A 22393-nucleotide genomic window follows, 5' to 3' on the forward strand; every position below is an offset into this window, starting at 1 on the left:
GTCAGTCGGCGAGCACCTGCAACTGCCACTGGCCATCGCTTTCGCGGGCCAGGCCGCTGGCCGGCAGCAGGGCCAGCAGGCGCTCGTGCAGGGCGGCCTCGGTGAACGACTTGAGGGTGGCCATGTCCAGGGTGCCGACGGTGATCAGCTCGGCCTTGGTATACGACAGCCAGGCCTTCTTCAGCGCCATCAGCACGTCGCTGCCGGCGGTGCTGGCGAAGCGCCGGTGCAGGGTGCGGCCTTCCAGTTCGAAGCTGTGACGGTGCTCGTAGCCGCTCTCGTCGCCATTGCCCTCGACGCAGCGGTGGCAGCGGCAGGGGCCGTCGCCGAAAGCGTTGCGCAGGTAGGCGTTGAAGTCCACGACGGGCTTGAGGGTCAGGCGTTTGTCGACCTCGAACAGGTCGGCGATCAGGGGTTGTTCGGCGCTCACTCGGTATCCTCGCGTGGTGTGGCGTGCATCGCCGGGCACCCTAACAGATCGGGCCCTTCAGATCACCTTTTGCAGGCCTGGCCTCTTCGCGGGTAAACCCGCTCCCACAGGCAATGTGAAAATCCCTGTGGGAGCGGGTTTACCCGCGAAGAGGCCATTAGAGACAACAAGGGCCGCCTGCCGTACTCTACGCGCCCATACGCCTAATACACCTGTTGAGGTAACCCCGCTTGAGCACCAAGTACCCGTACACCGCCACCGTGACCATCAGCGCCGAAGACCGTGGGGGCGATACCGAGGCCTCGGAGAACACCAACATGCGCGTGGGCCTTGAGGCGGTGACCGAGGTGCTGAAGAAAGTGCATTTCGTCGGCACGCTCGCGGCCCCCGAAAAAGGCGCCACGCACATCTGCGTCACCCTGGAGAACGGCCTGACCTACTACGGCCTGATCGTCAACGGCCACGCTGAGCTCGAAGGCGGCTGGATCGCCTTCGAATGCGACATGCCCACCCCTGAAGAGCTGGGCCTGTAACCCTCAGCCCAGCTCCATGAGGCACTGCTCGAGGATATCCAGGCCTTCCTCGAGCACCTCAGGCTCGATGGTCAGCGGTGCCAACAGGCGGATGATGTGCCGCGCCTTGCCGCTGGGCATCAGCAACAACCCCTTGCTGCGCGCTGCCTCCAGCAGTTTGGCCAGTTGCGCCGGTGCCGGGCTGCCGTCCGGGTTGACGAATTCCAGCCCGCGCATGGCCCCGGTGCCGGTCAGGCGCCCGAGCGCTGCGCACATTCCCGACGCTTTCCAGCGCGCATGGCGCGCCACGATGGCCTGTTCCTGCCGTTCGCCCCAGGTGGCGATACTGGCGTCGGTCATCTGCGCCAGGCTTGCCAGCGCCGCCGCGCAGGCGATCGGATTGCCCGAATAGGTCCCGCCCAGCCCGCCCTTGGGCAGCGCGCCCATGATCGCCTGCCGCCCGACTACCGCGCCCAGCGGCATGCCGCCGGCAATGCTCTTGGCCAGCAGCAACAGGTCCGGCTCGATGCCCAGCCGGGGGAAGGCGAAGCGCTGGCCGGTGCGGCCGAAACCGGACTGGATCTCGTCGATGATGATCAGGATCCCGTGCTCGTCGCAGAAGCGGCGCAGGGTCTGGGCGAAGGCGGGGTCGAGGGCGAGAAAGCCGCCTTCGCCCTGCACCGGCTCGAAGATGAACGCCGCCACGTCCTCCACCGCCAGTTCCACGCCGAACAGGCGCTCCATGGCCTTGAGCGCCTGCTCGCAGCTCACCCCGGTGTCCGCGCTGGGGTAGGGCAGGTGGTAGACCGGACCGGGCAGTTCACCGACCCGCTGCTTGTACGGGGCGACCTTGCCGTTGAGGTTGAGGGTGGCCAGGGTACGGCCGTGGAAACCGCCGTCGAAGGCGACGATGGCGCGCTTGCCGGTGGCGCCGCGGGCGACCTTGAGGGCGTTCTCCGCCGCTTCCGCGCCGCTGTTGGTGAGCATGCCCGCCAGCGGGTAGCTGAACGGGACGAACTGGCGCAGGCGCTCCATCAGCTCCAGGTAGGGGCCGTGGGGCGCTGCGTTGAAGGCGTAATGGGTCAGACGCGCGGCCTGCTGCTGGATGGCCTCGACCACCGCCGGGTTGCAGTGGCCCAGGTTGAGCACGCCGATACCGCCGACGAAGTCGATGTAGCGCTTGCCGGCGGTGTCCCAGACTTCGGCGTTGCGGCCGTGGGAAAGAGTGATCGGGTGAACGATGGCGATGGACTGGCTGATACTTTCCTGATTCATCTGCACGCGGCCTGTTGTTCGAGTCAGGTCGTATCCAAGCGTGGCGGGGATATATCCCGCAAACGAATTATTCGATTGCCGTCATTCGTTTTCTTCCTGAACTTGATGGGTTGTCTTTGACGTTATCCCGGGACACGCTCATTGGCGTGGAACGGGCAGGGCGCTACCATCGGCAGCCAGCCTCCTTCCCAAATCCAACAAGCCAAGGACGCGTATGACCGAGCAAGCCCTTTCCCTGCAGCAACTCGCCGCCCCTGATGGCACCTGCTATGGCTGCGGTTGTTCCCACCCCAGCGGCCTGCACGTGCAGAGTCACTGGGATGACGACGGCGTCCACCTGCTGTGCCGTCATTCCCCTGATCCGACCTTCATCGGCTGGCCCGGCCTGGTCTACGGCGGCCTGCTGGCCATGCTGGTCGATTGCCATTCCAACTGGACCGCGATGGCCCACCACTATCGGGCCGAAGGCCGCGAGCCCGGCAGCCTGCCGCGTATCGACTGCGTTACCGGCCAGCTCAGCCTGACCTACCTCAAGCCCACGCCGATGGGCGTCGAGCTGCAGCTCAAGGCGCGGGTCGAGGGTGAGGTAGGGCGCAAGAGCCGGGTGATCTGCGAGGTCTGGGCCGGTGATGTGCTGACCGTCACCGCTGACTCGGTGTTTGTCCGGGTCGATACCGAGAAGCTCAAGCGCCAGGCTCACGGCGACGCCTGAACCTTGCGCCGGTTGGGAGGGGCTGGCATTGTCGAGGGTGATCCGGATGCCCGACAGGATGTTGCCATGCCCTACCAGATCCGCCCGGCCCGCAGGGACGATTGCGCAGTCCTGAGCCATATCGGCCAGGCCACCTTCGCCCTGGCCAGCCCGCCCGACAGTGCCCCGGCGGCGCAGCAGCATTACATCACCCACAACCTGCAGCCCGAGCATTTCCAGGCGCACCTGTGCCACCCGCACAAGCGCCTGCTGGTGGTCGAGCAGGACGGCCAGGTGCTGGGCTACAGCATGCTCGACCTGGCACCCGGTGAACTGGGGATCGCCGCGGCCGATCAGCTGGTGGAGATTTCCCGCTGCTATGTGCTGCCCGTCGCCCACGGCACAGGCGCCGCGCAGTCGCTGCTCGAGTCTATCTTGTCCCACACCTGTGGCCCGGTTCGCCTGACCGTCAACGAACTCAACGCCAAGGCCATCCGTTTCTACGAGCGCAATGGCTTTCGCAAGGTGGGCGAGGCGATCTTTCCCTGCGGTGACGAGCGGCACCGAGACTGGGTGATGGTCAGGACGCCCGACAGTCTTTAAATTGAATCCCCCAACCTTCAGGGCGCGAACATGACCGATCTTTGTGCATTCCCCATCACCCGCAAATGGCCGGCCCGGCATCCCGAGCGCCTGCAACTGTATTCGCTGGCCACGCCCAACGGCGTCAAGGTCTCGATCATGCTCGAGGAGATCGGCCTGCCCTACGAGGTGCACAAGGTCAGCTTCGACAACGACGACCAGCTGAGCCCCGAGTTCATCTCCCTGAGCGCCAACAACAAGATTCCGGCAATCCTCGACCCCGATGGCCCTGGTGGCCAGCCGCTGCCGTTGTTCGAGTCGGGGGCGATTCTGCAGTACCTGGCCGAGAAGAGCGGGCAGTTGCTCAGCCAGGATCCTGCCCAGCGCTACCAGACCCTGCAGTGGCTGATGTTCCAGATGGGCGGCATCGGGCCGATGTTCGGCCAGGTGGGGTTCTTCCACTTCTTCGCCGGCAAGGAGTACGAGGACAAGCGGCCCCGGGATCGCTACGTCAATGAGTCCAAGCGCCTGCTGGGCGTGCTCGACCGCCATCTGCAAGGGCGCGAGTGGATGGTCGATGCGTACAGCATCGCCGATATCGCCATCTTCCCCTGGGTGCGCAACCTGGTGGAGCGCTACAACGCGCGCGAGTTGGTGGGGTTCGATAATTTCAGGGAAGTGCAGCGGGTGCTGGCCAAGTTCCTCGAGCGCCCGGCGGTCCAGCGCGGTTTGAAGATCCCGGCCTGACAGGGGATCCGTGGGAGCGGGCTTGCCCCGCGATAGCGTCGGAAAATTCAGTATCGCTATCGCGGGGCAAGCCCGCTCCCACGCTGGTAATCCTGCGCGATCGCCTGCAGATTCAGCGACATTCAGAGAATCTGGTTCAGCAACCAGTACAAGCACCCCGCCAGCAACATCGCCGCCGGCAAGGTCAACACCCAGGCCATCAACAGGTTGACCAGCGTCTTGCGTTGAATTCCCGAGCCATTGGCCACCATGCTCCCGGCCACGCCCGAGCTCAGCACGTGGGTGGTCGACACCGGCAGGCCGAACATGTCCGCCGCGCCGATGGTGCACATCGCCACCACCTCGGCCGAAGCGCCCTGGGCGTAGCTCAGGTGGGTCTTGCCGATTTTCTCGCCCACCGTCACCACGATGCGCCGCCAGCCGACCATGGTGCCCAGGCCCAGGGCGATGGCCACCGCCACCTTGACCCACAGCGGGATATAGCGGGTGGCGTCGTCCAGCTGGCGCTTGAACAGTTGCACATGGCGCGTGGTGTCGGCGTCGTAGTGGGCCAATCGGTGCTTGTCGATCAGGCGGATGGCCTCGCTGGTCAGGTACATGTCGTTACGCACGTTGGCCATGGCCTCGGCCGGCACGCGCTTGAGCGAACCATAGCCTTTGACTTCCTCGCCGATCATGCCGGTCAGCGCGGCCAGCGCCGGGACCAGCTCGGCGCTGGCCTTGGGCTCGGAGATGAACGCGGTCAGCACCTGGCGCGGATCGGCCGGTGCGGGGGCCGGCGCGGCGCGCACCAGGGCCTGGCGGGTGACCTCGGCGACCGCCGAGAACTGCAGGGCCTGCTCGTTGGGCATGGTCTTGTTCAGCGCATAGGCCATCGGCAGGGTGCCGACCAGGATCAGCATGATCAGGCCCATGCCTTTCTGGCCATCGTTGGAGCCATGGGCGAACGACACGCCGGTGCAGGTGAGGATCAGCACGCCACGGATCCACCAGGGCGGCGGTGTCTGGCCTTCTGGCGCCTGGTACAGCTCGCGGCGCTTGACCAGCGCGCGCAGGGCGAGCAGCAGCAGGGCGGCGCAGGCGAAGCCGATCAGGGGCGAGAACAGCAGGGCATAACCGACCTTGCTGGCCTGGGTCCAGTCCACGCCGCTGGTGCCGTCGCGCCCGTGCATCAGCGCGTTGGCCACGCCCACGCCGATGATCGAGCCGATCAGGGTATGCGAGGACGACGCCGGCAGGCCCAGCCACCAGGTGCCGAGGTTCCAGATGATCGCCGCCAGCAGCAGGGCGAAGACCATGGCGAAGCCGGTCGACGAGCCGACCTGCAGGATCAGCTCCACCGGCAGCAGGGCGATGATGCCGAAGGCCACCGCGCCGCTGGAGAGCAGCACGCCGAGGAAGTTGCACAACCCCGACCAGACCACCGCCACCGGCGCCGGCAACGAATGGGTGTAGATCACCGTGGCCACCGCGTTGGCGGTGTCGTGGAAGCCGTTGACGAACTCGAAGCCCAGGGCGATCAGCAGGGCCAGGCCCAGCAGCAGGAAGGGGGTGACGGTGGTGACCACGGTGCCGCTGGCGCTGACATCCTGCTTGAGGCTCCAGAAGGTGTAGGCCAGGCCGGCCAGCAGCAGGCCGAAGAACAGGGTGAGGGTGGCGCGTCCGGGACGGTGGGACAGGTGGGGGCGGGAGTCGAGCTTGGGCAGCGCGTCCTGGCTGACCAGCAAGGGAGTTGTCATGATGGCTCCGGGGGCTTCGACGGAGAGGGGAAGGTTTCCTATCCTAGAAACAATCTGTTACTCCCGCGTGACCTCGGTCAACGGAACCTCTAGTCTAGAAGGCACCACGCAATTGCCAAGCGAGTTTCCGATGATCTGTTGCAAGCGGGTGTACGATCCCGTCATGGCGAGCGATGGCCAACGTGTGCTGGTCGACCGCCTGTGGCCGCGCAACACGCGCAAGGAAGACCTGCACGGGCAGTGGCTGCGCGAAGTGGCGCCGTCCGACGCATTGCGCAAGGCGTTTCACGCCGGCGAGTTCGACTTTGCCGGTTTTACCCAGCGCTACCAGCAGGAACTGGCCGCTCACCCCGAGCACTGGTACCCGCTGCTGGACCTGGCTGGCAAAGGCGACCTGACCTTGCTGTACGCCGGCAAGGACACCGAGCACAACAACGCCCAGGTCCTGGCCCGGTGGCTGGAGGACGAACTGGAACGCCGTGGCCCGGCCAGTTCGCCGGTGTGCTATGCCCCTTGAACTGATTCCTGCCAGCGACGAACACCTGACGTTTGCCCGTGACCTCACGCGCCGCGCCATGCTGCCGTATTACCGTGAATTCGATCTGTTGTGGATCGAGGAAGCCTTCGACGAAGCCTGGGGCTGGCGCGAACAGTGGCTGGTGGTCGAGGACGACCGGGTGCTGGGCTTTTGCAGCCTGAGCCAGGACCGTCAGGCGCTGTACATCCGCGAGCTGCACCTGTTGCCCGAGCAGCGCGGCCGGGGCGTGGGAGGTTGGGTGCTGGAGCAGTTGGCCGGCTGGACCGCGCAGCGCGGGTTGCCCTGGCTGCGGTTGATGGTGTTCAGCAGCAATCCGGCGCGGCGCCTGTACCAGCGCCGAGGGTTCGTCGAGGTCGGGATGGACGAGTGCTTTGTGCGGATGCAGCGCCCGGCACCTTGACGCGATCCTGTGTAGGAGCGGCCTTGCGCCGCGAAAGGGCCGCAACGCGGCCCCGGCGATCTTTGCTTTAACGCTCAAATCCTGGGGCCGCTCCGCGCCCCTTTCGCGGCACAAGGCCGCTCCTACAAGGGGCGGTGTATTTCAGTCCTGGCGCACCCTGACCATCCGCCCCTGAACCAGCATCGCCTCCAGCACCGGCCCCTGCAACGCCAGCAGGTCGCCGGCCAGCAGGTTCTGCAGCAGCGCCTTGCCATCGAAGCGATTGCCTCCCAGTTCGACCTCGCGCACGCCCTCGACCCGCACCACCGCCTTGCCCACCTGCCCCAGGCGGTTGCCGCTGATCACCAGCGGCCCGGGCTGCGGCGTGGCGTTGCGCAGGCTGACGGCGTACTCCGGGGTGTTGCCGATACGGTTGCCCACCAAGGTCAGGGCCGTGACCTCGCTGGCATCCACGGCGCTGCCCTGGCTGCTGGCCAGCAGGTTGTCGTCGATCAGCAGCGGGGCTTCGGTCGTCGGCGCGAGGTTGCGCAGCTGGATGCCATGGCCACGGCTGTCGCCGATGCGGTTGCCGGCCAGCAGCACGGCGCCGCGCTGGTCGCTGATCTCGATGGCGGCCTTGGCGGCGCCGAGGATCAGGTTGTTTTCGACCAAAGCCCGGGTCTGGCCACGCAGGCGCACGCCGCTGTTATTGTCGACGCCGCGCAGCTGGTTGCCACGCAGGCTCAACTGGCTGTCGCGGGCGTCGATGGCGTACTGCTGCGAGCCTTCGAAGCGGTTGTCGATGATGGTCGCCTGGCTGTGCTGCAGCTCCACCGCGCTGGACAGCTCGCTGAAATGACTGGTCTCCACCAGCAGCGTGGCCGGACGCGTGCTGGACGGCTGCTGGGTGCTGAGCGCGGTGCTCAGGCCGCGGGACAGGTTGGTGTTGTAGCCCAGGCGTTTGAGCGTCGAGCCGATCACCTGGGTATGGCTGCCAGCCCAGGCCACCACGAAGGGCCGCCAGGCGCGGTTGGTGTTGCCGGGCTTGTCGCCAGCGACGCTCTCCAGCGTCGATTGGTTCAGCCCCAGCCAGCCCTGGTTGATCAGCGCGGTGCCGGAGTAGCTGTACAGGTAGAGGCTCGTGCCCTCCAGCAGCAGCCCGGCATCGGCGCCGATCATCAACGGGTAGCTGAGCAGGTAGCCGTCCTTGTAGCGCTTGAGGACCCGTGGGTCGTGCAGCGCATCGTGCAGCTGCGCCAGGGTGATGCTGCCACCGCGCAGCACCACGGCCTGCGGGTGATGCGCCTGGTAGCCGGCTATGGCGCGGAACAGGCCGTTGTGGACGAACGGCTCGAACGGCCAGCTGCCGGCCTGGGACGAGAACATCGGTTGCAGGCTGACACTGGCGCGGCCCGCGGGTGGCGGGCGGCGTGCCTGCTCGAAGGTCACCGCCTGGCGGGCCTGGTGGCGCAGTTGCTCCAGCTGCTGCTGATACTGCGCCTGGGGCAGGGTGTCCATCACCGTCGCGGCCTGGGCGGTCGTCGCCAGCAGCAGGGCGGCCAGGCAGGTGAGGGAAAAGCGGCTGAACGGTGCCATGGGAGCGTCCTTGATCAAGGCAGGTTGGGGTAGGCCGGCTTGAGCGGGCCGCCGATCTGGCTGTAGTTGTCCACCTCGCCGTCTTCACTGTCGTACAGCTGGCGGGCGAGGGCATGCCCGGGCCGGCGGGCCAGGAACGGTATCAGCCAGGCCAGCTTGTAGGGCGCGACGTCGGCCTGGCGCTGGCCCTTGAGCTGGGGCAGGGAGTCCGGGGCGAGCACGCTGCGGGCGGCGAAGGTGGCCAGCTGGTCGAGGGTACGCTGGTCGTCCTCGCTCCAGGCCAGGCCGTTGGCCCGGGCCGACTCGCCGAGCAGCACCAGCGGCACCAGGGCGTACTGGCTGTAGTTGGCGGCCAGCCTGCTGCGTGCCACTTCCAGCGGCAGGTAAGCCTGGTCGCCACTGCTCACGGCCTGGGCCAGGCCCCGGCGCAGGTTGCCGTCGGCCCAGCGGATGAAGTCGTCGCGGCCCACCAGCATGCCGGCGGCGGCCACCGCCCAGGCGGCCCAGTAGTCGTGGTTGTTGAAATAGACCGTGGTGGACTGGCGGCGCGGGTCGTATTCGCGGATCACCTGCTCGCCGAGCTGGGTGAACCAGTGACGTTGCGCGGGGCTGAGTTGCGCCTTGCCGTCGGCCGCGGCCTGGGTCAGCAGCACCGCGCCGGCCATGGCCGCCAGGGCCCACTTGCGCGCTGCCATGCCGGTGTTGCTGGCGTCCGGGTCGAGCAGGGCACCCGCTTGCGCCCAGTGTTCCAGCCACTGGTCCTGGCAGGCCAGGGCCATGTTGGCCTGCTGCGGCTTGCTGGCGTTCTGAAAGCGCTTGCCGGCCTGGATCAGGCCGCCGACGAATTGCTTGATCTGCCGGGCGACGCGCTCGCTGTCAGCGTCTGGGCTGGCGCGCAGGGTGGATTTGCTGGCGTCGCGTGGGTCGTATTTGCTCTGCAGGTGCAGGCTGGCGGTATAGGGCGGTGGCGACGCCTTGCTGCAGGTGAGGGTGCGGTAGTCGGCGATCATGGCCGATTGCGCGGTGGCGCGGGCGGGCCAGATGGTTTGCGCGGCGTGGGCCGTGGGGGTGAGCAAGGCCAGGGCTGCCAGGGTGAGCGTGAACCTGTGGGGGCGCTTTGCGCCTCTTTCGCGGCGCAAGGCCGCTCCTACAGGGATTGCGTGGGTGCGGTTCACAGGCACAGGCGGGTCTCCACATCGGTGGCGGCGGTGCCGGCCTTGGTCGGTTCGAGGAACACCGAGAGCAGGTTGGCGCCGGCGAACTCGGGGGCCTTGCTCAGTTCGAGGTAGTACTGGCCGCCGCTTACCGCAGCCTCACGCCGGAACCACACCTTGTCGCGGGCGCCATTGTCGTAATAGACGATGAGGTAGAAGTCCTTGACGCTCCTGTCGCTCAGGCGGATATCGAGAAAGCCCTTGGACACGGCCTGCCGGGCGCTGCCGGCATTGCTCAGCAGTTCGATGCGCTCGCCGACCTTGAGTGGCGGACGCTGCTGTTTCGTGCCAAGGATTTCCCTGGACGCCCTGCAGCCGCCGTGTATCGCCGGCACCAGCTGGCGGTACATCAACGGCGAATCCAGGCGGTAGTTGGCCGGCAGTTCCCAGACGATCAGCTTGGGCGGCGCCTCGGGCTTGTAGTCGGCGGACAGCAGGTACTCCAGCAGCGAGCCGTCCTCGCCCACGCCGGGCAGGGCGTAGTTGAGTACATCCGCTTCCAGGTACTGCTTCAGGTAGCCGTCGAAGTTGAACTGCTTGCTCTCGTCCTCGCGGGCCGCCGCGTTGCTGTCGCCGACCAGGATCACCTCGGGATCGGGGGCTTCGTCGAACAGGGCGTCGCTGCTGTCGGCCACCGGCACGGTCTGGTAACCGCGCACGTACTGGAAACCGTAGTTGTTGCCGCAGATGTAGCTCAGGGCCAGGTTCAGGGTGCCGTCCTTGGGCACCATCACGCCGGGCTCGGTGCTGTAGCGCTTTTTGGTCAGGCTGTTGTAGAACGGCTGGCGGCGGATCTCCTCGGCCATGAGCCTGGCCGTTGCCTCGGCGCCGGCCGGGGTCCAGTGGTGGTCGCGGCGGAAGAAGTATTCGCCCTGGGGCGGCTGGCGCACCAGCTGCATCATCGGCGCCACCACCGCGCCGGCCTGGCGCAGCTGCCCCAGGTAGCTGTCGAGGTTGCGGCTGGCGCGCGCGTAGTCGAACCCGTGCAGTTGCTCGGCGTAGAGCTTGTCGCGGTGCATAAGGCCGCGGGTCGGCTGGATCGCCATGGCCACCTGGATGCCCTGGCGGTGGAACGCGTCCATCAGCCGGGCGAACTCCGGGCGCATGGGCGCGGGAATGCCGAAGTCATTGGTCAGGTCGACCATCGAGCGGAACAGCCAGCGCTCCTTGCCGGGGACGATCTGGCGCATCAGCTTCATGCGCCCTTCGGCATAGTGCTGCGGTTCGGCCAGGGCCGGGCAGACCATGCACTGCAGGTTTTCGCAGCCGGGCCGGACGGGCTCGGCGGCCTTTGCCTGCGCGCCGAGCAGGGCCAGGGTGGCCGCGAGGCCGAGGGGGAGGAGGGTGTTCATGGGCCAGTCATCCTTGCGTGCGGCACGGCGTCACTCGGTCGGGTCGATGCTGTTGGCCAGGCTCAGGCTGCGGTTGCCTGGCAGCAGCACATAGCTGTACGAGCGGCCCTTCTTGAGGAACAGCTCATCGAAGCTGGCCACTTCCTGGCCACCGACGTAGGCGGCGAAGTCGATCTTGATCTCGTTGACCATGCGCGCGCCGGTCTGGCCGCTGGCCAGGGCCTTGACCACCTCGTGCTTGCCGTCGGCGGTGCGCAGCGTGGCCTGGGACGGGGTCAAGTTGTAGAAGGCCACCTGGGCCTTCTTCGGCTCGTTGACGTACTGGTCGGCGATCAACTGCAGCTGCTTGCCGTCGTAGACCACGGTGCTGGCGGCATTGGCCACCAGGGTCGGTTCGATGGCCTTGGCGCCGATACCGATCCTGTGCACGCCGGCCGGCACGAAGCGGTAGCCGCTGAGCTGGCCGGGGGCGACCTTCTGCGGGTTGAGCTTGCCGCTGAGGGCCACCTCGACGTTGCCGTCGGACAGGTTGAGCACACGCACGAACGCAGAATCGGCCGGGGCCACGGCGTCGTACAGGTCGGCATTGCCTTCGGCGGCCAGGGCGGCGTGGCTGGCACAGGTCAGGGCCAGGGCGGTGAACAGGGGCGAAAGCTTCATCAGGTTCTCCTAGGGACGTCAGAAATGTCCGGGCTGGGCGCTGCGGGCCAGCGCGCCGGGACGATGGGCCAACAGGGTGCGCAGGGGGAACTCCCAGACCACGGTGTCGATCTGCGGGTTCTGCAACTGGTCGCCGGCGAGAAACTGGTTCATCGCCTCGAACGGCCCGCGGGCCTCCACGGCGATGGACAACAGGTCGCGGTTGAGCGCCTCCTTGAGGAACCCGACGAAGTTCCAGTCGTCGATCTTGCTGTAGCTGGTACCCACCAGCAGCAGGCTTTGTGTCTGTTCGGCGAACAGCGCGTCGCTGTTCTGTTCGGCCTGGAGGGTCTCGTACAGCTCGATCGGGTTAGGGCCGAACTGCGGCGCCAGGCGGGCGTGGTCGAACTGCAGGTAGTTCATCAGGTCGCCCTTGACCGTCTTGTCGCCGGCCTTGCGCGACACGTACACCTGGTCGCCGAGCAACTGCGGGCGCTGGCGGGCCAGTTCATAGGCCGACAGGCGCGCGCCGTCCGGGCTCCAGTGGGTGTCGGACTTGAGGAACAGCCGTGGGCCGGCCAGGTTGCGCAGGTAGGCGTCGCGCAACGGCACCACGTCCAGCCGGCGTAGCTGCAGGTCGGCGACGAAGCGGTCGTAGAGGCTGTGCACCCGCGGATCGAAGGCGTGCTCGGCGTGGTTGGCGTAGATATCCAGCTTCATCGGCAGCGGCAGCAGCACCAGGTGCTTGCCGTGCTCGGCCAGTTGCCTCTGGACCTTGACGATCTGCTCCAGCTGGCTCGCCAGGCTGGCGTCCAGGTCGTTGGGCACGCGGTATTCCTGGTTGGTGTAGAGCCAACCGTCCTTGCCCAGCACCACGCCCTTGGTGCCCTCGCCGAACAGCTGGAACTGGGCGTCGGCCCACAGTCGTTGCGAGGGCTCGCGCAGGAACAGGCGCTTGTCGTAGACCTGTTCGAACTTGCGCAGCAGCTTGCCGTCGACGAACAGGTTCCAGCTGTCGGTCTGGGCGCGGGCAAAGCTCAGCACCGGCGGCAGCGAATAGACGAACATCGCCGCCAGCGCCAGGGCGAAGACCACACCGTTGGCCTTGCCGGCCGAATTCATCACTGGGTACATGGCATTTCCACGGAACAGTAAGTTGATTCATTGATCGACACGTCCCCCTGTAGGAACGGGCTTGCCCCGCGATCAAGGCGACGCGGTGCATGGCACCGGCTGCGCCGGTGTTCGCGGGGCAAGCCCGCTACTGCAGGGGGCATCTCAAGCCTTGCCCTAGAACTGGAAATACAGGAACGGCGAGAACGAACTGGCCGCCAGGCTGCTCAGCGCCAGCAGGAAGCCGCCCCACAGCAGCAGGCTGTGCAGCACACCGACGTGACGCATGAAGTAGCCTTCCTTGTTGCCGGCGTAGAAGCGCACGTTGTTGATCCCGGCCAGGATCAGCCAGGCGATTGCCACCAGGGCGAAGGCCATGGCCATCCTCGAGGCGCCAAGCACGTAGAGCTCCAGCGAACCGAAACCGTTGAAGCCCAGCAGCGCCTGGTAGATCTGCAGGCTGTGGCGCAGGTCCATGGTGAAGAACAGCGGCATGCTCAGGATGATCAGCAGCGCGGTGCGCAGGTTGCGGCCCAGGTGATAGGGCGTGGTGACCTTGGTCGCCAGGTTGAACCTGCGCTCCAGCACCATGCCGATGCCGAAGAACAGCCCCCAGCAGATGAAGGCGAAACTGGCGCCGTGCCACAGGCCCGACAGCAGCATGGTCCACACCAGCGCCGGCAGGGCGCCGGCCACGCGCTTGCGCACCAGCGGCAGGTACACGTAGTCGCGCAGGAAATGCGCCAGGGTCATGTGCCAGCGCGACCAGAACTCGGTGATGCTCTGCGACACATAGGGCTGGTTGAAGTTTTCCGGGAAGCGGAACCCCATCATCAAGGCCAGGCCCAGGGCCATGTGGCTGTAGCCGGCGAAGTCGAAGTACAGCTGCAGGGTCGAGACCACCAGGCCGAACCAGGCATCGCTGAACTGCAGGGTGCCTTCGCCGACGAACAGCACGTTGATCGGCGCCAGGCGGTCGGCGATCAGCACCTTCATGATGAAACCGAGCATGAAGCGGCACACCCCCAGCGAGAACAGCTCCAGCGAGTGGCTGCGCTGGCGCAGCTGCGGCGCGAGCTGGCTGTAGCGCAGGATCGGCCCCGCCACCAGGTGCGGGAACAGCGCGACGAAGGCGGCGAAGTCGATGAAGCTGCGGGTGGGCGTGGCGTCCTTGCGGTAGATGTCGACGATGTAGCTCAGGGCATGGAACACGTAGAACGAGATGCCCAGCGGCAGGAAGATGTTCTCCAGGGTCCAGGTGTTGATGCCCAGCGGCGCCAGCAGCAGGGCCAGCACCTCGGCGCCGAAGTTGGCGTACTTGAAGTAGCCGAGCGTGGCCAGGTTACCGGCCACGCCGAGCCACAGCAGGCGCAGGGCACGGCGTTTGTCGCCGGCGTCCAGGCGCGCCTTGATGAACAGGCCGAAGCCGTAGTTCCAGGCGGTGATGGCGACGAACAGCAGCAAAAAGTCCGGGCGCCACCAGGCGTAGAACACGTAGCTGGCGGCGACGATCACCAGCGAGCGCCACTGTGGCCGGGCCAGGTAGTAGATGGCCAGGAACAGCGGCAGGTAGAGGAACAGGAAGACGTTGGAGGCGAAGATCATGCTGGCCGGTCCTTAGTAGCTGATCACCACGCCGACACTCAGCTGGTAGTCGTCGCCGGTGTCCAGCGCGCTGCCTGCGTTGAGGTAGCTGGCGCTGACCAGGGTGTTGACGTCCAGGTGCTTGCCGTCGAGGGCTACCGGGAACATCTTCCAGTAGTAGTTGAGGTCGATCATCTGGCCGACGTTGTCGCCCTTGCCGTGCCGGCCGGCGTTCAGTTCGCTCTGGCGCCGGGCGCGGGCATCGGCGGTCATGCGGATCGGCAGGGCGCCGCCTTCGTCGCGCAGGTTGAGCTGGGTCACCCGCAGGTCCAGGGCGCTGCGCGCCGTGGGCCGGGTCTCCAGGGCGACGCCGTAGTAGCTCAGGTTGCGCAGGTCGAGGGCGACGAACGAGCTGGTCAGGCGCGTGCTGTACGAGCCCTGGCGGGTGATGCGGTCGGACTGGATCGGGTTGAGCCGGAAGCCGTCGTTGTCGTCGTCCGGCTTGTCGGTCAGGCCGCCGCGCAGGGCCAGGCGCGGGGTCCAGGGCAAGGTCTCGAAACGCTTGCCGACCTCGCCCAGCGCCGCCCAGCCGCGGCTGCCGTGGCCGGTGCTGGTGACACCGTTGCCGGCGGTGTTGTCCATCGTGCCGTCCAGCGCCGCCAGTTCCAGGTGGTAGTCGCTGGCCAGCGGCAGGTTGTCGCCCTTGAAGAACAGTCCGTAGCGCCAACCCTTGAAGTCGTAGCGGTCGTCGGCGTCGTGGCCGCTGCGGTCGTTCTCCTGCATCAGGCGCACGCCGACCTGGTTGTTCGGGCTCCAGCGATAGGCGTACTGGCCCATCAGGTACAGCGTGCGCGCTTCGCTGGCGGCCAGCGAATTGACGTCGGTGTTGTAGTTGCGAAATTTCTGCCCGACCGCGACGAAGGCATCGCTGAAGGTATCCTGGTAGTTGAATCGCAGCGACTCCAGGCTGTCGTCCCACCAGATGCCGTAGTCGTCGTAGAAGCGCTGACGACCGAACGACAGCGAGAAGCGCGGGTCGTCGCCGATCAGGTTGCGCTTGACGTACAGCTCGCGCAGCTCGGCGTACCAGCCCTCGGGTTGCTCGCGCTCATTGTTGTTGGTCGACTCGTTGGCCAGGTTGCTCGACTGGCTGGAGTCGTAGTTCAGCCACAGGCGACCATAGACCATCCATTTGGCCCAGCGTTTTTCCGGCGAGTACCAGGCGAACGACGGCTCGTAGCGCAGGCTGTAGAAGCTTTCGCGGTCGCGGCCGACCTGGGAGTCCTGCGGCCCGTAGCCGGTCTGCACGGTGAGCTTGTTGAAGAACTCCGAGGTGATCAGCGGCTCGCTGCCGTCAACGGCCGCGACGCGCACAGGCGCGTTGCTGTCGGCCTCGGGGCCGGTGACTTCCTCGGCCGCCAGCACCGTCAGGGGCGCCAGGGCGAGCAGGGCGCCGAGCAGGGGTGGGTGGGCTTTCACAGGGTGGCCTCCTTCAACAGATCGTTGCGCGCGGCCAGGGCGCGCTCGATGTCATCCTTGGGCAAGGTCTTGTCCAGCCGTTTGATCAGGCCGCGGGCGCGGGTCTCGCCCAGGTCGAGGGCGATGCGCGCATAGGTGTAGGCCTTGACCGGGTCGTGGCAGATGGCCCGGCCGCGCAGGTGCACGGTGGCCATGCGGTACCAGGCCGCGGTCGAGCCCTGCTCGGCCTGCCGCTGCCAGATGGCCAGGGCACGCTCCTGGTCGGGCTGGTCGAGGCCGCCCTTGCTGTACAGGTCGCCCAGCAGCAGCTGCGCGTCGGGATAACGGGCGGTGATCAGCTCGTCGATCAGCGCCTGGGACTTTTGCGGATCCAGGGTCAGCCAGTTGTTGACCATGTAGAACGCCGCATCCAGCGCCTTGGCCCGGGTCGGGTCCTTGGCCCGCACCTGGGCGATCAGCGCCTGGGTCTGCTCGGCGTTGTGCTCGGTGGGGTTGGAGATCATGAAGTTGGCCTTGGACACCTGCGCCGGCAGGTAGCCACGGGCGACGGCGTTGTCCAGCCAGCGCTGGGCCTCGGCGATGCCGTCGGCGCGCAACTGGTCGTTGGCCTTGTCGCGGGCCAGTTGCTCGGGCGTCGGCTCGACCTTGGGGCCCATGGCGCGGCTCAGGCGCTGTTCGCGCTCGGCGTCCAGCTCGGCGCGGGTGGTGCCGTGGATGCTGTCCAGCAGCGCGCCGATGCGCTGCACGACCTCCACCGGCAGGCTGGCCATCTCCGGCTCCAGGCTGCGGGCGAAGGCGAGGAAGGCCGGGTCCTGGCGCTCGCCGAGGAAGCGGTAGTAGCGCTCGATGCCGCGTGGGTCGATGCGCGCCGCCTGCTGGTACCAGCGCTCGGCTGCGGCGCTGTCGCCCTGGCGCTCGGCGACCACGGCGCGGTACAGCTCAGGGCGACAGTTGAGCAGGCAGCTCTGTTCGTACAGCGCCAGCAGTTCGGCGGCGCGCTCGCCGGGGAACAGCTGCGGATAGACCAGGAACACCTCCAGGCTGGTGCTGGTGCTGCGCGGATCACGGTCGTTGGGGTAGCGGGCCAGGGCCTGACGCACCCAGGCTTCGTGACTGCGCTGCAGGCGCGGGGTGCGGTCGAGCAGGCGCGCCAGCGAGGCCAGCGCCGGGATCTGGCCGTGGCCGTCGGCGAAGGCCTCCTGGTACAGGCTCACGATGTCCTGGCGGTTGGCACTGTCGCTGTTGGCCAGCACATCGCCGAGCAGCTGCTTGGAGGCCAGGTCGCCACGCTCGGCGAGGGCGCGCAGGTCGCTCGTGACATCGGCGCTCGGGTCCTTGTACAGCGCGTAGCGGATCTGCTCCAGGCTCTGCCCGGCCCAGCCGCTGCCGGCCCAGGCCAGGCCGAGGCCGGCCAGCAACAGGCGCGGGGCGTTCTTGGCGATCATGACCGGCCCTCAGTTGCCGCTGCCGAACGGCAGGCCCAGGTACAGGTCGACCGCCACGGCCTTCTGGTAGGCCGCTGCCGGCAGCGGGCTGTCCGGCTGGATGGTCAGGGCCAGGTTGTGGTTCAGCTCGTCGGAGCGGGCGTCGACCACCTTGCCGCTGAAGTGCTGGTCGAGGCCGAACACCTGCATGTCCACCGAGCGCACGCGGCCGACATCGGCGAGCTTGTCGAACGGCACGTTGGCGCGCACGAACAAGCCCTCGTGCTTCGGCAGCAGGTGCATCATCGGCGCCGCCTTGTAGCCATAGCCGTCCAGCGGCGGCGACGGGTACCAGACCTGGCAGTCGCACGGGCTGTTGATCACCGTCTCGACGCTGGCGCGCCCCAGCAGCGCCTGCAGGTCGCCCGGGGCGAGGTCGGCCAGGGCCTTCATGTCCGCCGGGCTGGTGAAGCTGGTGGCCAGCTGGGTGGAGATGTTCGCCAGCGGCTGGCCGGCCTGCACCTCGCTGGCGCCGGCCGGCAGCAGGTACTTCACGTAGCCGTTGTCCGGCATGCTGATGACCTGGGCATTGCCGGCCACCGTGGCCTGCAGCGCCGGGACGCGGAAGAACAGCAGGTAGCCCTTGTAGCCGACGAAGCCCAGCGCGGCCAGGCCGGCGGCGGCGTACAGCGCGGTGCCGGCCACGGCCTTGAGGCGCTCGGCCGGGGTGCGGGCGCTGGCCTGCTGGTGCTTGCGCGCCTTGATGTAGTTCTCGCGCTGCATCACGTTGAACAGGCCGTTTATGTCGGCGACTTCGCCCGACAGGTAGGCGCTGATCAGGTAGCGCAGGATGTCGCGCTTCTGCGCGTCGAGGTCGACGAACTGCGCGCCGACCTCCTTGCCGCGCTGGGAGACGATGCGCACCTTGCCGTCGATCGACAGGTCCACCTGGTTCAGGCGCAGCTGGATCGAGGCGTCGTACAGCGCGCCGACGGTCAGCGGCGCCTCGTGCAGCAGGCCGATGCCGCCCAGCGAGATGTCGGCCAGGTCGGCCTCGAACGGTTCGCGGCCGACACCGGACAGGCGCACCCGGGCGTGCATGCGGGTGCGCACGTACTGACGCTCGTCGATGGCTTCGTGGACGATGTTGGCCGTGGTCGTGCCCGGGGCCGCCGGGGTATTCGAAGTACTCATGTGCAGGCGCCTTTCCTTAACGTTGCGAGAGTTCCAGAAGAACGGTGATGACCCCGAAGAAGATGGCGATCGAGGAGCACAGCATCGCCTTCGAGGACCAGCGGTTGAGGCCGGCGTCGAAGTCGACGCTGCCGGTGGCCAGGGTGGTCTTCTGCCGCGTCCAGCGTTGCTGGTCCATGTGGAACATCGCGTAGACCTTCATCAGCGAACCGACGATCTGGTTGTAATAGAGAACGAACGGGTACATCGGGCTGACCGGGTGCCCGGCGAAGACGAACAGCACCGTCACCAGGCTGCGCGAGACCAGCACCCAGAACAGGTACACCAGCAGGTACTGGATGCCGAACACCAGGCCGGCGACCACCGAGCCGGTCAGGCCCATCAGGCAGGTCCACATCGACACCCGCTGGTCGAGCAGCACGTACAGGGTGAACAGCCCCAGGCGCGCGCGGCCGAGCAGGGCGGTGGCGCGGAAGTTCTGGCGCAGCGAGTTGCCGTACCAGCGGAACATCAGCTGGCGGGTGGCCACCCAGAAGCTGTCGCTGGGCGGGTGCTCGACGGTCAGGGTGTGGCTGTCGGGCACGTAGAAGGTGTCCCAGCCGGCGCGCATCAGGCTCAGCCAGCTCGACTTGTCGTCGCCGGTGAGGAACTGGAAGCGGCCCAGGCGCCAGTGTTCGAGAAAATCCGCCTCGACGTCGCGGATGAAATCCGGGTCGGTCATCACCCCGGCGCGGAAGAACGACAGCCGCCCGGTGAGGGTCAGCACCCGGTGCGACAGGGCCATCGAGCACATGTTGATATGCCGTTGGACGAAACGCATCGAGTGCCACTGGCGCATCCAGCGACTGCCCTCGACCTGGCAGAACTCGTTGGTGGTCAGGCCGCCGACGTCGGGCAGCACGGCGAACAGCTTGACCGCCCGCTCGACGCAGCCGGGCAGCATCATGGTGTCGCCGTCGACCACGCCGACCACCGCCTCGTCCAGCGGCATCTGCCGCGACAGCGCGCGGAAGGCGTGGGCCAGGCCATCGCGCTTGCCGGTGCCGCGGGCGCGGACGATCACCAGGCCGATATCGTCGCGGCCCCGCACCTCGTCGCGCATGATGTCCTTGATGAACTGCTCGTCGCCCTTCTCGACGATCGAGGCGATTACCGTGCACGGCACCTTCAGCCGCTGCACCTCCTGGAACACCGACTGGTACACCTTGAAGGTGGTGTGGGTGGGGATGCGAAAGCTGGTCACCACCATGAACATGTGCGACGGCAAGGCCGCGTCACCCAGGCGCTCGACCTGGCGGCGCAGGCGCGGGAAGCGCCAGTGCAGGAAGTACATGCCGCGCAGGTAGTGGACGATGGCGTTGCCGTAGCGCCACATGCCCAGGGTGCCAATGATGAAGATGAACAGGTGGTGGTTCGGGTCCAGGTACTGTGGCGCGACCACCTGCGCGGCCAGGGCGATCAGCCCGGCGAGCAGCGTCCAGGCGCAGAAGCTGGCCGCCGCGCGCATATACCCCGGGGCCGCGAAAGGCCGCTGTTGCTGTCGTTCCATGGCGTTGTAGCTCCTTGGGTCGGGGCCCGCCGTAACGGCGGGCGGCGGCGTGCCTTACCAGCAGATGCCGTGGCGTTGGGCGTCGCTGCTGCCGGCCATGAAGCCGACCAGGTCGATCACCTGCTTGCCGTTGCCGACGTCCAGGGCCTGGACGAAGCGCTCGTCGTTGTTGCCCAGCACGATCACCTCGGCCTCGTCGATCACCTGCTGCAGGTCGCTGCGCAGCAGGGCGCTGACGTGGGGGATCTGCTGCTCGATGTACTGGCGGTTGGCGCCGAACTGGCGGGCGTGGTCGACGTTGGCGTCGAAGATGCGCAGGTCGTAGCCCTTGCCGATCAGCTGCTCGGCCAGGGTTACCAGCGGGCTTTCGCGCAGGTCGTCGCTGTTGGCCTTGAAGGCCAGCCCGAGCAGGGCGATGCGGCGCTTGCCGGCCCGGGTCACCAGGTCGAAGGCGTTCTGTACCTGGTTGCGGTTGCTGTCCATGATCGAGGCCAGCAGCGGGTGCGCCACGTCCAGCTGGCTGGCGCGGTAGGTGAGGGCGCGCACGTCCTTGGGCAGGCACGAGCCGCCGAAGGCGAAGCCCGGGCGCAGGTAGTAGCGCGACAGGTTGAGCTTGTAGTCCTGGCAGACCACGTCCATCACTTCGCGGCCATCGACCCCCGAGGCCTTGGCTATGTTGCCGATCTCGTTGGCGAAGCTGACCTTGGTGGCGTGCCAGACATTGCAGGTGTACTTGATCAGCTCGGCGACCTCAATCGATTTGCGGATCACCGGGGCGTCGAGGCCTGTATACAGCGTGGCGAGCAGATCGCCGGACTGGCTGTCGAGTTCGCCGATCACGGTCATGGCCGGGAAGTCGTAGTCCTGGATCGCCGTGCTTTCACGCAGGAATTCCGGGTTGACCGCCACGCCGAAATCGCGGCCGGCCTGCTTGCCCGAGGCCTGCTCGAGGAGCGGGATGACCACGTTCTTCACCGTGCCCGGCAGCACCGTGCTGCGCACCACCACGGTGTGGCGGCTGGCCTTGTCGCGCAGGGCCGCGCCGATCTCCCGGCACACCGCTTCCATGTACACCAGGTCGAGGTCGCCGTTGGCCTTGCTCGGCGTGCCGACGCACAGCAGCGACAGCTCGGTGGCCAGGATCGCCGCCTGGACATCGGTGGTGCCGCGCAGGCGGCCCTGGCGCACGCCGTCGAGCAGCAGCTGTTCCAGGCCCGGCTCGACGATGGGCGAGCGGCCCTGGTTGATCATGTCGATCTTCGCCTGGGCGACGTCCACCCCCAGTACCTGGTGTCCGCGTGCCGACAGGCAGCCGGCGCAGACCGCTCCCACATAGCCAAGTCCGAAGATACTGATGTTCATAGATCCCTCTCCCCAGGCGCGGCGCAAGGCCGGCCGAGATACTCAGTTCAGAAGTTTTGAAAATGCCAGACGCGCAGGATCAGGCCGCGCTAGATATATAGCGATGCAGGCTGTTTCTTGGTGGTCTTTTTACATCCTAAGGAGTTTTCTGATAGTTCGGCAAGCTTTGTTGTGTTGTTGTTTTGATAAATTCTAAATTTCCTGTGAGAAAGTTTAAAATTACTTATAAAACAATGACTTAAAGTTAGATAAAAGTTGGGCGTCAAAAAATAGATGCGCTTGTTTGTGCCGATAAAATGACGCCAAAATGGCGCTTTTCGCCACTTTTTCTACCGTTTCAGTCGCGCTTCGATGTGCGCTTTTTTACTGATTTGGGTGATTTTTCTTATTCTTGGAAGTGCTATTTTCGTCTGTCGTCGGGCGCGTCCATGTCCCCCAGACGTCCGACTGTGGCGCAATGATGGCTTGCAAGGATTGGATCCAATTGGCATAGTGCCGGACGACTGCGCAGGCATTCACTCGGGTGCGGGATGCACCCTTCTTCCATTCATGCAAAGGAGGCAAGCAGATGAACGGATTCGGTCCGCGACTCAGAGAAGAGCGCGAACGCCTGGGGCTGACCCAGCGTATCTTTGGCGACATCGGTGGCGTCGAGCCCAACGCCCAGGGCAAATACGAGAGCGGCGAACGCACGCCGCGCATGGACTACCTCGCGGCGGTCGCCAGCAAGGGCGTCGATGCGCTCTATGTGCTGAGCGGCGTGCACACCCCCGCGCCGCTGGACAGCCTCACGTCCGACGAAAACCGTCTGCTCGACGCGTTCCGCCGCCTGCCCTCGGCCGACCAGGCCGCGGTCTGGCACTTGCTCAACCGCCTGGCAGGCGAGGAGGGCGGGGCGCAAGTGCTGCGTATTCGGCGGCCTGACCGGCAGGCATATTTCCATGACGCTTTGCGCTAGGTTCGTTGTGAAAAATTTTGTTAAGGTGGCGGGATC

General features: G+C 66.6%; 21 protein-coding genes. 7 read left to right on the top strand and 14 right to left on the bottom strand.

The window, feature by feature from the left end; genetic code table 11:
* Position 1 precedes the first annotated feature (1 nt).
* Entirely contained in the window at positions 2–430 is a 429-nt protein-coding gene (locus tag LU671_RS23360; protein WP_232857030.1) for a hypothetical protein, read from the bottom strand.
* Between the two features lie 230 nt (positions 431–660).
* On the opposite strand from LU671_RS23360, the gene LU671_RS23365 reads away from it, so the two are divergent.
* On the top strand, positions 661–963 hold the full coding sequence (locus tag LU671_RS23365; protein WP_110738050.1) for a hypothetical protein: 303 nt from the start codon (positions 661–663) through the stop codon (positions 961–963).
* A gap of 3 nt (positions 964–966) precedes the next feature.
* On the opposite strand, the gene LU671_RS23370 is transcribed toward LU671_RS23365, so the two are convergent.
* Positions 967–2217 carry a 2-aminoadipate transaminase gene (locus LU671_RS23370; protein WP_232857032.1) on the bottom strand — a complete coding sequence of 417 codons (1251 nt, stop codon included), beginning with the start codon at positions 2215–2217 and terminating at the stop codon, positions 967–969.
* 214 nt (positions 2218–2431) lie between these two features.
* Between LU671_RS23370 and LU671_RS23375 the strand changes: the two genes are divergently transcribed.
* The 3 genes from LU671_RS23375 to LU671_RS23385 all read left to right on the top strand — a co-directional run bounded on the left by LU671_RS23375 (position 2432) and on the right by LU671_RS23385 (position 4237).
* Positions 2432–2929 carry a PaaI family thioesterase gene (locus tag LU671_RS23375; RefSeq protein ID WP_203652045.1) on the top strand — a complete coding sequence of 166 codons (498 nt, stop codon included), beginning with the start codon at positions 2432–2434 and terminating at the stop codon, positions 2927–2929.
* Between the two features lie 66 nt (positions 2930–2995).
* Positions 2996–3511, top strand: a complete 516-nt coding sequence (locus LU671_RS23380) for a GNAT family N-acetyltransferase (protein ID WP_203652046.1) — start codon at positions 2996–2998, stop codon at positions 3509–3511.
* Between the two features lie 30 nt (positions 3512–3541).
* Positions 3542–4237 carry a glutathione S-transferase N-terminal domain-containing protein gene (locus tag LU671_RS23385; RefSeq protein ID WP_232857033.1) on the top strand — a complete coding sequence of 232 codons (696 nt, stop codon included), beginning with the start codon at positions 3542–3544 and terminating at the stop codon, positions 4235–4237.
* 122 nt (positions 4238–4359) lie between these two features.
* On the opposite strand, the gene LU671_RS23390 is transcribed toward LU671_RS23385, so the two are convergent.
* Positions 4360–5976: an inorganic phosphate transporter gene (locus LU671_RS23390; protein WP_232857034.1), complete on the bottom strand. Its 1617-nt coding sequence runs from the start codon at positions 5974–5976 to the stop codon at positions 4360–4362.
* Between the two features lie 130 nt (positions 5977–6106).
* Here LU671_RS23390 and LU671_RS23395 point away from each other — a divergent pair, with 130 nt between their 5' ends.
* Positions 6107–6493, top strand: a complete 387-nt coding sequence (locus tag LU671_RS23395; protein ID WP_186714710.1) for a DUF488 domain-containing protein — start codon at positions 6107–6109, stop codon at positions 6491–6493.
* Positions 6483–6914 (top strand): GNAT family N-acetyltransferase, encoded by a 432-nt coding sequence (locus LU671_RS23400; protein ID WP_203652052.1) that lies wholly within the window; start codon positions 6483–6485, stop codon positions 6912–6914. Before LU671_RS23395 ends, LU671_RS23400 begins: the two co-directional genes overlap by 11 nt.
* A gap of 141 nt (positions 6915–7055) precedes the next feature.
* Here LU671_RS23400 and LU671_RS23405 read toward each other — a convergent pair whose 3' ends face one another.
* The 11 genes from LU671_RS23405 to LU671_RS23455 form a co-directional block, all read right to left on the bottom strand.
* The gene (locus tag LU671_RS23405; protein WP_232857035.1) at positions 7056–8489 is read right to left on the bottom strand and encodes a right-handed parallel beta-helix repeat-containing protein; all 1434 of its coding nucleotides are present in this window, start codon (positions 8487–8489) and stop codon (positions 7056–7058) included.
* Positions 8490–8503: 14 nt separating this feature from the next.
* On the bottom strand, positions 8504–9628 hold the full coding sequence (locus LU671_RS23410; RefSeq protein WP_232857036.1) for a polysaccharide lyase: 1125 nt from the start codon (positions 9626–9628) through the stop codon (positions 8504–8506).
* A gap of 32 nt (positions 9629–9660) precedes the next feature.
* Complete coding sequence (locus tag LU671_RS23415) at positions 9661–11055, bottom strand: alginate O-acetyltransferase AlgX-related protein (protein ID WP_232857037.1); 1395 nt, start codon at positions 11053–11055, stop codon at positions 9661–9663.
* Positions 11056–11085: 30 nt separating this feature from the next.
* Positions 11086–11715 carry an alginate O-acetyltransferase AlgF gene (locus LU671_RS23420; protein WP_203652062.1) on the bottom strand — a complete coding sequence of 210 codons (630 nt, stop codon included), beginning with the start codon at positions 11713–11715 and terminating at the stop codon, positions 11086–11088.
* A gap of 18 nt (positions 11716–11733) precedes the next feature.
* Entirely contained in the window at positions 11734–12828 is a 1095-nt protein-coding gene (locus LU671_RS23425) for an alginate O-acetyltransferase (protein ID WP_232857038.1), read from the bottom strand.
* Positions 12829–12984: 156 nt separating this feature from the next.
* Positions 12985–14412: an MBOAT family O-acyltransferase gene (locus LU671_RS23430; protein WP_232857039.1), complete on the bottom strand. Its 1428-nt coding sequence runs from the start codon at positions 14410–14412 to the stop codon at positions 12985–12987.
* 12 nt (positions 14413–14424) lie between these two features.
* A complete protein-coding gene (locus LU671_RS23435) occupies positions 14425–15870 on the bottom strand; it encodes an alginate export family protein (protein WP_232857040.1) in 1446 nt (481 codons plus the stop codon).
* Entirely contained in the window at positions 15867–17315 is a 1449-nt protein-coding gene (locus tag LU671_RS23440; RefSeq protein WP_232857042.1) for an SEL1-like repeat protein, read from the bottom strand. Before LU671_RS23440 ends, LU671_RS23435 begins: the two co-directional genes overlap by 4 nt.
* A gap of 9 nt (positions 17316–17324) precedes the next feature.
* Positions 17325–18488, bottom strand: coding sequence for a PilZ domain-containing protein (locus tag LU671_RS23445; RefSeq protein ID WP_203652072.1), 1164 nt, complete (start codon positions 18486–18488; stop codon positions 17325–17327).
* A gap of 16 nt (positions 18489–18504) precedes the next feature.
* Positions 18505–19995, bottom strand: a complete 1491-nt coding sequence (locus LU671_RS23450; protein ID WP_442964144.1) for a glycosyltransferase — start codon at positions 19993–19995, stop codon at positions 18505–18507.
* 96 nt (positions 19996–20091) lie between these two features.
* Positions 20092–21399 carry a nucleotide sugar dehydrogenase gene (locus LU671_RS23455; RefSeq protein ID WP_203652077.1) on the bottom strand — a complete coding sequence of 436 codons (1308 nt, stop codon included), beginning with the start codon at positions 21397–21399 and terminating at the stop codon, positions 20092–20094.
* 568 nt (positions 21400–21967) lie between these two features.
* On the opposite strand from LU671_RS23455, the gene LU671_RS23460 reads away from it, so the two are divergent.
* Positions 21968–22357 (top strand): helix-turn-helix domain-containing protein, encoded by a 390-nt coding sequence (locus tag LU671_RS23460; RefSeq protein ID WP_028692527.1) that lies wholly within the window; start codon positions 21968–21970, stop codon positions 22355–22357.
* Positions 22358–22393: the final 36 nt, after the last annotated feature.

It is taken from the genome of Pseudomonas sp. NMI760_13 (genome assembly GCF_021283245.1).
GTDB classification, from domain to species: Bacteria; Pseudomonadota; Gammaproteobacteria; order Pseudomonadales; family Pseudomonadaceae; genus Aquipseudomonas; species Aquipseudomonas peradeniyensis.